Below are 4,834 nucleotides of genomic sequence, written 5' to 3'. Positions count from 1 at the left end.
GCGGCGAGCCGCGCGGCCAGGATCGCGCCGAAGGGGAGGGCGAGCCCGGAACGGCCGGTGTCGACCACCACGACGGCGCCCTCCGGCACCGCTTCGACGGCTTGCGCGAGCGAGTGCGAGACCGCGCCCCGCGACGGGATCATCCGCAGCGTCACGGCCGGCCCGACGGCGCGGCCGGAGCCGGCGAGGCCGGAGAGCGAGCAGGCCGGCACGCCGCGGCGCGCCAGGGCGCGGGCGAGGCTCGCCACGGTGACCGCGGAGAGGGCGTCGCGCAGGGTCGGATCGAGGGCCATCGAGGTGCAATCTCCGGGCGGGCCGCATGGCGCCCGCGTGGCTCAAACTGGGTCGCGCGGGTGCGCGGGCAAGGCGCCCTCACCCTGATGACGTCTCGGCGACACCCATCACGCGCGAAGCCGCCGAATCGAATCCGGGGGCGCCGTCATAATCGAGTGGTCGCCACCATCTCGATCTCGACGCGCGCGCCCAACGGGAGGGCCGCGACTCCGATGGTGGTGCGCGCCGGGTAGGGCTCGGCGAAGTGCTCGGCGTAGACCCGGTTCATGGCGGTGAAATCGCCCATGTCGGTCAGGAACACGTTGCACTTCACCACGTCGCCGAAATCGAGGCCGGCCGCCGTCAGCACGGCGCCGAGGTTGTGGAAGCATTGGCGCACCTGCGCCTCGATCCCGCCTTCAACCAGGCGTCCGGTCGCGCCGTCGAGCGGCGTCTGGCCCGAGAGGTAGACCGTCCCGTCCACCACGACACCGTGCGAATAGGGGCCGACGGCTGCGGCACCCGGTGCCGTCACGGCTGTTCGACTCACCGTCGTCTCCCCCCTCGATGCGATCGCGCGTCGACACCTCATCGCCCGTCCAAGCCGCCCCAACAATGCCTTTGGCGCGGACAGCCCGCCTCGGCGGTCGGGTACGCTGGTCAGCTGATCGGCGCAGCGAAGATCCGGGCGGCGGCGGGGCGCTGCGCGAGCGCATCGTACCAGCGCCGGATCTCCGGCCGCTCGACGCGCTCGGCCGGCAGGGCGAGCCAGCGGTGGGCGGCGCAGCCCAGCGCGATGTCGGCGATCGAGAAGCGCGCGCCGACGACGAAGGCGCGGCCGGCCAGATGCCGGTCGAGGATCGCGGCGAGCGCCTCCGACCGTTCTAGCGAATCGGCGATCAGCGCGTGGTCGCGGGTCTCCGGCGTCGCACGGTAGAGCTGCCAGAAGGCGTCGCGCATCGCCGGGGTGAAGCTCGTCGCCTGCCAGTCGAGCCATTGCTGGACCTGCGCCCGCTCGCGCCGGTCGTCGGGCAGGCGCAACGCGCCCTCCGCCCCGTCGGCGAGGTAGCGCAGGATCGCGTTCGACTCCCAGAGCGCGAAACCGTCCTCCTGCAGCACCGGCACCAGGCCGTTCGGGTTCATCGCCCGGTAGGCGGGGTCCGCGACCACGCCGTGCGCACCGCCGGCCTCGACCCGCTCGTAAGCCAGGCCGGATTCGTCGAGGCCCCACAGGGCCTTCTGCACGTTGACGGAGTTCGCCCGCCCCCAGAGCCTGCGCATCGGCTTAGTCCCGCTCGCTCATCTTCGGGGGGTAGGCGTGCACGCCGCCGTTCGGATCGGTGACCCGGGTGCCGCCGCGATCCGCCGCGACGTAGCCCGGGCCGACCGGCACCTTGCCGTGGCCTCCGGGGATGTCGAGGACGTAGGTCGGCTGGGCCAGCCCCGAGAGCCGGCCGCGGAGCGTGCGCATCAGAGCCTGCCCGGCGTCGAGGCCGGTGCGCAGGTGGGCGGTGCCGGGCGCGAGGTCGCCATGGTGCAGGTAGTACGGCTTGATCCGGTTCTCGACGAAGGCCCGCATCAGCGCCTCCAGCACCGTGGCGTCGTCGTTGATGCCGGCCAGCAGCACCGTCTGGCTCACCATCGGGATGCCGGCGTCGACCAGCCGCGCGCAGGCGGCCTGCGCCTCGGCGCCGAACTCGCGGGCGTGGTTGGCGTGCAGGGCCACGAACACCGCCCGGCCGAATCCTTTCAGCGCCGCGACGAGGGTGTCCGTCACCAGGGCGGGGCTCACCACCGGCACCCGCGTGTGAACGCGCAGGACCTTGACGTGCGGGATGGCGCCTAGGCGCCGCGCGATGTCGGCGAGGCGCCGCGGCGAGAGCGCGAACGGGTCTCCGCCGGTGAGCACGACCTCCCAGATCGCCGGGTCGGCTGCGATGTAGGCCAGCGCCGCGTCCAGCTCGGCCTCGCTCAGCGTGCCCGCGCCCTCCGGCCCGACCACCTCGCGGCGGAAGCAGAAGCGGCAATAGACTGGGCAGACGTGGAGCGGCTTCAGAAGCACCCGGTCCGGGTAGCGGTGGACGAGGCCGGGCAGCTTCTCGTGGACCGCGTCGCCGATCGGGTCGGCCCGCTCCTCGGGCGCCGTCACGACCTCTTCGGCGCGGGGCACGAACTGGCGGGCGATCGGGTCGTGCGGATCGGACGGGTCGATCAGCTCGGCCATGTCCGGCGTGATCGACACGGCGTAGCGCGCGGCCACCGCCCGCAGGGCCGGCAGCTCGGCCGGGGAGACCAGCCCCGCCGCGGCGAGGTCGTCCGGGCTACGAAGCGGGCGGTTCATCGCGTCCCGCCCGCCACGGGCGTCCAGATCACGTCCTCGATATGCGGCGCGCCGGCGGCCAGCATCACCAGGCGGTCGAAGCCGAGCGCGCAGCCGGACGCTTCCGGCATGACGGCCAGCGCCGCGAGGAAGTCGGCGTCGATCGGGTAGGTCTCGCCGTAGACGCGCTCTTTCTCCGCCATCTCGGCGGAAAAGCGCCGGCCCTGCTCGGCGGCGTCGGTCAGCTCGCCGAAGGCGTTGGCGAGCTCGACGCCGCAGGCATAGAGCTCGAAACGCTCCGACACCCGCGGGTCGTCGGCGCTCGGCCGCGCCAACGCCGCCTCGCTGACCGGGTACTCGCACAGGATGGTCGGGCGCCCTTGGCCGAGATGCGGCTCGATCCGCGCCACGAGCACGCGGCTGAACAGGTCGGCCCAGGTGTCGTCGTCCGCGACGCGAAGGCCCGTCCGCGCGACGGCCGCCGCGAGCCCGTCGCGATCGGTCGCGTCGTCAGGAGACACCGTCGCGAGAAGGTCGATCCCCGCATGCCGGTCGAAGGCCTCGGCCAGCTTCAGCCGCTCGGGCTCGGCGAAGGGATCGCAAATCCGGTCGCGATGGCGCAGCCGCGCCGTCCCGGCGGTCTCGGCCGCGAGCCGCAGGAGGTCGGCGCAGTCGGCCATCAGCACGGCGTAGGGCTCGGCCGCCCGATACCATTCGAGCATCGTGAACTCGGGATGGTGCAGCGGCCCGCGCTCGCGGTTGCGGAAGACGTGGCCGAGGCTGAACAGCCGCGATTCACCGGCCGCCAGCAGCTTCTTGCAGGCGAATTCCGGCGAGGTGTGGAGGTAGAGCGGCGCACGCAAGCCGTCGCCGCCGATCGCCTCGGTGGCGAAGGCGGAGAGGTGCGCCTCGTTGCCGGGCGAGACCTGGAGGCAGGCGGCTTCGACCTCGACGAAGTCGCGCGCCGCGAAGTGGCCGCGGAACGCATGGGCGATGCGGTTGCGCAGCAGCAGCAGCGGGCGCCGGTCGGCGTGCCGGTGCGGCGCCCACCAGGGGGAGGGGGCGTCCGTCACCGGGCAGCCCTGCACAGAGAGGCCTTGCACCGAGCGGACCTTGGATCGGCGGATCGGACGTTTCCGGCTTCGAACACGCGCGCTCCCGGCGGACCGATACTGGCGCGGCTGGCAACCGGGCCGCGGATAGGATAGTGCCGGAGCCCGATATCGCTCTCGAGGGATATGCCTCTCCCGCGGGGCACCGCGCTAGGCGCGCGAACCCCGCCTTGTCAACGCAGGACCTGACCCCGTGAAGGTGATCGCTTCTACCCTCCGCAAGGGCAACGTCGTCGAGAAGGACGGCAAGCTCTACGTGATCCTGTTCGCGGAGAACATCCATCCCGGCAAGGGCACCCCGGTGACGCAGCTCGACATGCGCCGCATCACCGACGGCGTGAAGGTGTCCGAGCGCTACCGCACCACCGAGCAGGTCGAGCGCGCCTTCGTCGAGGACAAGGAGCACACCTTCCTCTACAGCGACGGCGAAGGGTTCCACTTCATGAACCCCGAGAGCTACGAGCAGATCCAGGTTCCGCCCGACGTGGTCGGCGACGCCGCCCCCTACCTGCAGGAGGGTATGGCCGTGATGGTCTCGCAATACAACAACGTGGCGCTGACGATCGAGCTGCCGCAGCGCGTGGTCCTCGAAGTGGCCGAGACCGAGCCGGCGATGAAGGGGCAGACCGCCTCCTCATCCTACAAGCCGGCCACCCTCTCGAACGGCGTCCGCACCACCGTGCCGCCGCACATCGCCACCGGCACCCGCATCGTGGTGATGACCGCCGACGGCGCCTACGTCGAGCGCGCCAAGGACTGACAGACCTCGGCCTTCGAGCGATCTACGGCGCCGGCGCCGTGCCCTCGGAGGCCTCGTAGCAGCGCTGCGAGAGGCCCTGTGCCCGCACCCGCTCGGGCGCGGTGAAGCCGCGGCCCTCCACCGACCACAGGCCTTCCTTACGCAGGGCGTCGCCGGTGCAGCGGGCCGCGATCCGGCACAAAGCCGGCTCGCCGCCGGTGCGGGTGCAGGTCTCGACGTAGTCCGCCCGGAACTTCGCTAAACCGGCACGAGGATGCGGCCCGGTCACCGCGACGAGGCCGGTCAGCGCACCCAGAAGCAGCGGCTGGTGTAGGAGATAGATCGCCAGGCTGTGGCGCCCGGCGAAGGCCGCCGCCCGCGCGCCCCGGC

Annotated in this window: 5 protein-coding genes and 2 pseudogenes; 1 reads left to right on the top strand and 6 read right to left on the bottom strand. The window is 72.4% G+C overall.

The features are described 5' to 3' along the window. From FV222_RS17575 to epmA, 5 genes and pseudogenes are all read right to left on the bottom strand, one after another. Nucleotides 1–293 (bottom strand): annotated as a pseudogene (locus FV222_RS17575) (dimethylmenaquinone methyltransferase); the annotation flags it as partial. Nucleotides 294–439: 146 nt separating this feature from the next. Next, the gene (locus tag FV222_RS17570; RefSeq protein ID WP_210246503.1) at nt 440–823 is read right to left on the bottom strand and encodes a RidA family protein; all 384 of its coding nucleotides are present in this window, start codon (nt 821–823) and stop codon (nt 440–442) included. 110 nt (nt 824–933) lie between these two features. Beyond that, the gene (locus FV222_RS17565; RefSeq protein WP_147762225.1) at nt 934–1,554 is read right to left on the bottom strand and encodes a glutathione S-transferase; all 621 of its coding nucleotides are present in this window, start codon (nt 1,552–1,554) and stop codon (nt 934–936) included. A 4-nt stretch (nt 1,555–1,558) separates the two neighbouring features. Then, the gene (locus tag FV222_RS17560) at nt 1,559–2,614 is read right to left on the bottom strand and encodes a lysine-2,3-aminomutase-like protein (RefSeq protein ID WP_147762224.1); all 1,056 of its coding nucleotides are present in this window, start codon (nt 2,612–2,614) and stop codon (nt 1,559–1,561) included. Then, nucleotides 2,611–3,666, bottom strand: a complete 1,056-nt coding sequence (gene epmA, locus FV222_RS17555) for an EF-P lysine aminoacylase EpmA (protein WP_147762275.1) — start codon at nt 3,664–3,666, stop codon at nt 2,611–2,613. Before epmA ends, FV222_RS17560 begins: the two co-directional genes overlap by 4 nt. A gap of 232 nt (nt 3,667–3,898) precedes the next feature. On the opposite strand from epmA, the gene efp reads away from it, so the two are divergent. Beyond that, complete coding sequence (gene efp / locus FV222_RS17550) at nt 3,899–4,465, top strand: elongation factor P (protein WP_147753769.1); 567 nt, start codon at nt 3,899–3,901, stop codon at nt 4,463–4,465. Nucleotides 4,466–4,487: 22 nt separating this feature from the next. Here efp and FV222_RS17545 read toward each other — a convergent pair. After that, a pseudogene (locus tag FV222_RS17545) lies at nt 4,488–4,834 on the bottom strand (hypothetical protein); the annotation flags it as partial.

Source organism: Methylobacterium sp. WL103, from assembly GCF_008039885.1.
Lineage (GTDB): Bacteria > Pseudomonadota > Alphaproteobacteria > Rhizobiales > Beijerinckiaceae > Methylobacterium > Methylobacterium cerastii.
Note: the sequence above shows the minus strand (reverse complement) of the source record. Positions and strands in the feature narration are given on the sequence as shown.